The 224-nt window shown below is 70.1% G+C and carries 1 protein-coding gene; it reads left to right on the top strand.

Annotated features, from left to right (window positions below):
• Positions 1-224, top strand: a 224-nt coding sequence (locus tag AC6CH2_RS22565) for a hypothetical protein (protein ID WP_498271173.1), incomplete at both ends; no start/stop codon positions are given.

Here is a 224-nt window from a genome sequence, read left to right as displayed (position 1 = left end):
CGGGTGCCACCTGCGTGCTGACCGGCACCTACGTGGTGACCGCGGCCGATGTGACCGCCGGCAACGTGGTGAATACCGCGACCTCGACCAGCCCGGCCTGCCCGGCGGGCAGCACCGACCCTGCGTGCACCACCACGGTGACCACGCCGGTGACGGCGCTGAGCCAGACCCTGGCCAAGGCAATGACGGGTAATGCAGACGAAGACGGTTCGGGCACGGTGTCG

The organism is Lysobacter sp. GQ73, from assembly GCF_059758755.1.
Note: the sequence above shows the minus strand (reverse complement) of the source record. Positions and strands in the feature narration are given on the sequence as shown.